Origin of the sequence: Bifidobacterium sp. UTBIF-78 (assembly GCF_006408945.1) — a bacterium.
In the GTDB taxonomy this organism is placed as follows: Bacteria; Actinomycetota; Actinomycetes; order Actinomycetales; family Bifidobacteriaceae; genus Bifidobacterium; species Bifidobacterium myosotis.
Map to the genome: position 1 here is coordinate 1 of NZ_JFAO01000079.1, position 3,951 is coordinate 3,951.

Consider the following 3,951-nt stretch of genomic DNA (forward strand, 5'->3'; position numbering starts at 1 on the left):
CGGGTCGTTGCCCTCGTACCAGCCCTTCAGCGTCTTCGCGGTGAACTCGCCCTTCAAAGCGTCCTTCTGGGCCGCGGTCTGGGAGTATTCCTCCAGACCGGCCGGCAGGTCGACCTTGGAGCCAGCGTACACGTACAGCACCTGCTGCGCTGCGGACTTGCCCGCGGCGTCGAGGAAGTCGGAGTCGGTGTAGCCGAGGTTGAACACCAGCTTAGCGGCGTTCACCTTGTTCCAGCCGGCGTACAGGGTCAGGGTGCCATTGGACAGGAGACCGGGCTGCTGATCGATGGCCGTGTCGAAGTTGAACTTGTTGCTCACGACACCAGTGGCGGTCGGCTCGGTGTACCAGCCGGTGAACACGTAGCCGGCCTTGACCGGGTTGACCGGCTCCTTGACCTTCTGGTCCGTGGTGGTCGTGTAGTCGTCGGCCGTGCGCAGATCCGCGTCGCCCGTGTTGAAGATGTACTTGACCTTCACGTTCTTCAGGCTGTTGGACTTGGACGCGATAATCTTCAGATCCACGTCAGACAGAGCGCTGCCCGGCACGTTCTTGACCGGCGTCGTGAAGTCGTACTTCGCACCGTCCACGGTCCAGCCCGCGAACGCGGCATCGGAGAAGGACTTCGTCCAGTCCAGCGGGGCGCGGAACTCCTGGAACGGGGAATCGACCAGCGTGTAACGGGTGATGACGTTACCCTGGTTGCCCTGCTCCTGGAAGCGGACCGTGGCCAGGTTCGTGCCGGAGTCGAAACGCGGGTACAGGACCGTGTTAGCGGTGATCGCAGCGCCGTTGTACAGGTCGCTGGTGCCCTTGCCGGAGGCGGACGGGGTCAGCGTCCAACCGGCGAACTGCTGGCCGGCAGGAGCGGCCAGCTCGTTCGGAGCGCCCACGGCATCAAAACCAAACACCTTGACGTAGTCGGCGTAGGTCAGTTTCGAGCCCTTGGCCACCTGAACCTTCGGGTCGCTCGAGTCGGCATAGCCGTTCTCGTTGGTGTCGAAGGTCACTGTGACGGAATCCTTGTAATGCGCGTACAGCTTCACGTCGCCCGTCACCACATACGGAACCGTAGCCTTGTTCTTGCCGGCCTGATCATAGGACAGGTAATCCAGAACCTTATGATCCGCAATGCCGGCGCCAGGCGCTCCCGCTTCCAAGTCATCGGCGTCCAGAGACTCACCGTACTTGGCGCTGAAAATCATGGGCTCCTCGTAGCCATACGCCTTAATGGCATCATCAATAGCGGTGGAACCACCATCCACGTTGTACGGGTAATCGGCGTTGTACACCTTCACCGTGGCGTTACCCACGGTATCGAACGCCGAGGTGACGGCGTCAGAATCCAACGCGTTCGCGGTGCTGGCGGCCACGCCCATGGTCGCGATCATCGCGACCGAGGCGAGGCCGGCGAGCGGCGCGCGCCAAACCTTGTTGTTTCCTGTCATAGTCAGGAACCTTTCTTCTAGGGACACAGGAAACGGCGGGAGGTGAATCGGATATGCGGCCCGTCGCCGGTTTGTGGTGTATCGGGGTGTCTTGCCACTGCTGTTTTCTCCTACTTTTCTCCCCTCAGTGGTAGAAAAATGGTAGAAAACGGGAGGTGGCAGGAAAGTGGAAGAAAAGTGGGAGATGGAAGAAGCTGCGCTGGGGGGTGCGACCATGGAGCGCGAGGGGCAGCGTCTGGAGTTCAAGCGGGATTGGAACGACAGTGCGAAGAAGACCGTTGTGGCGTTCGCGAACTCGGACGGCGGCAGGATCGTAATCGGGGTCGACGACGATGGCACGCCGGCGGGTGTGGGGGACGTGGACGAGTGCATGCTGCGGGCCATGCAGGCGATCAGCAGCGGGATCAGCCCGGATCTGGCCCGTTTTGTGGATATCCGTTCCGGCGAGCGTTCGGGCATGCCGGTCGTAATCGTCGATGTCAAGCCCGGCACGGACCGGCCGTACTATCTGCGTGACAGGGGTCCTCGTCCGTCGGGCGTGTACATTCGCCTGGGGGCGGGGTCCATACCCGCGTCCGAGCCGGCGATTCTGGAGATGCTGCGTGGCACGTCGCGAGTGCCGTTCGAGCGGGCCGCGAGCGTGGACCAGTCGCTCACGTTCGACGCCGCCGGCGGCGCGTTCGACGAGGCCGGGATCCCGTTCGGCGACGGGGAGAGACGGTCCCTGGGGCTGGTCGACAGCGACGGCCTGTACACGAATCTAGCGTGGCTGCTGTCGGACCAGTGCACGGCCTCGATTAAGGCCGCGGTGTTCGAGGGGACGGACAAGCTCACGTTCACCAGCCGCGAGGAGTTCTCCGGCTCCCTGTTCTCGCAGTTCCAGGGGGTGGCCGAGTACGTCAACCGGTTCAACTCGACCCGTTCCACGTTCGACGGGTCGCTACGCCGGCACGACCGGCGCGACTACAGTCCCGCGGTGGTGCGCGAGGCGTTGCTCAATCTCGTGGTGCACCGCGACTACTCGCTCACCGGCCCGGCCCTGGTGAGCGTGTTCGACGACCGGATGGAGCTGGTGAACTTCGGCGGTCTGCCGCGCGGCATGACCAGGGGCGATATGATGCTCGGCGTGTCCCTGCAGCGCAATCCCGGTCTCGCGGCGATCCTGTACCGGCTGCGCTGGGTCGAGGCGTACGGCACGGGCATCCCCAAGATCCTCGACGACTACCGGGACGCCCCCGTCCGGCCGGGGTTCGAGGTCAGCGACAACGCGTTCAAGCTCACACTGCCCTCGCACAACCCCAGCGCCCGGCCGCGGGACGGCAGGCCGGCCGCTCCCGCCGAGGAACCGGCCTCCACCCCGCTTTCGAATCGTCGGATGGCGCTCGGCCTAGCCGCGCGTCCGGAGGGAGTCTCCCGCGCGGAGCTACAGGACAGGACCGGGCTCGCGCGCTCCGGCGCCGGCAAGCTGCTGTCCTCGCTGACCGCGGAGGGCGTCGTGGAGAAACGCGGGACGGGACGGGCCACACGGTACCACGCCAGACCCGTTCAATAGCGTGTCAAGTTGAATTAGGCCCCTGAACAATGAACTGCGCCCTGATTGTTGGACGTGGTTTACTAAGGGTACCTGATCAGGCTGCGGGGAACATGCGCCGGAATTCCTCCGGGGCGTGTCCCTTCAGTCGTTTCTGGCGTCATCTGGTGTTCCAGTGGGTGATGTACGCGTCCAGGCCGGCTTTGAATTCCTCGTAGGAGGCGAACTCCTGTCCGGTGTAGTGCTCGTCCTTGAGGTGGCCGAACACCTGCTCGGTGGCGGCGTTGCCGATGCAGTTGCCCTTCCTGCTCATGGACCGGCGTATGTTCAGCTCCGCGAGCCTGCTCCGCCACCAGTCATGCCGGTACTGCCATCCCATGTCCGAGTGCAGGATCGGCTCCGCGTCCCCGGGCAGACGGCTTTCGAACATGGCAAGCAGGCGCCGCTGCTGGGCGAGGTCGGCGGAGGATCTCGGCGGCCATCGGCTCGATGTCCGGCCGGGTGACCGACACGGGACGGGACAGAGGATGGTAGTACGCGCTCCTCGCCAGCCCGGCCGCCCTCAGCAGATGCGCAAGCCGGTGTCCAAGCCCCGCCAGCGCCGAGACGATCACCGACCGCTCCCGGTTGGCGACTCCGACGCCGGCAGGGCGCGGGCTTTCCCCAGATACGCGACCCTCGCCCGCAGATACGCGTTCTCCTCCTCGAGAAGCCGCCCACACGGTACTCGCGGCACCAGCGCTCGAACGCCGTGACGCTCGAGACCCCGTACCGGGCCATGACCTCGGCCTTCGTCAGGCCATGCTCCACGTGGTCGCGCACCGCCGCGAGCTTCGTCTCGTAGTCGTACGCGTCCTGCCGAATCAGGCCGATGACGTCCTTCCCGGAATCACCGTCATTACAACGCCCGAGGTCCCCGCGCATGAGAAACCATGCCTCCGGTCATCGAACCCGAATCACTCCAATCCAACGAT

General features: G+C 64.6%; 2 protein-coding genes and 2 pseudogenes. 1 reads left to right on the forward strand and 3 read right to left on the reverse strand.

Going from position 1 to position 3,951, the window contains the following annotated elements; all coding sequences use genetic code 11:
- Positions 1-1,446 (reverse strand): InlB B-repeat-containing protein (locus BG22_RS10715; protein WP_181163499.1); only part of this gene is annotated, 1,446 nt, incomplete at its 3' end.
- Between the two features lie 184 nt (positions 1,447-1,630).
- Between BG22_RS10715 and BG22_RS10720 the strand changes: the two genes are divergently transcribed.
- Positions 1,631-2,998 (forward strand): RNA-binding domain-containing protein, encoded by a 1,368-nt coding sequence (locus BG22_RS10720; protein ID WP_140495456.1) that lies wholly within the window; start codon positions 1,631-1,633, stop codon positions 2,996-2,998.
- A 76-nt stretch (positions 2,999-3,074) separates the two neighbouring features.
- Here BG22_RS10720 and BG22_RS10725 read toward each other — a convergent pair.
- Together BG22_RS10725 and BG22_RS10730 are read right to left on the reverse strand one after the other, a co-directional pair.
- A pseudogene (locus BG22_RS10725) lies at positions 3,075-3,588 on the reverse strand (transposase).
- Positions 3,588-3,826, reverse strand: a pseudogene (locus BG22_RS10730) (transposase); the annotation flags it as partial. The pseudogenes BG22_RS10730 and BG22_RS10725, both read right to left, overlap by 1 nt.
- Positions 3,827-3,951 lie beyond the last annotated feature (125 nt).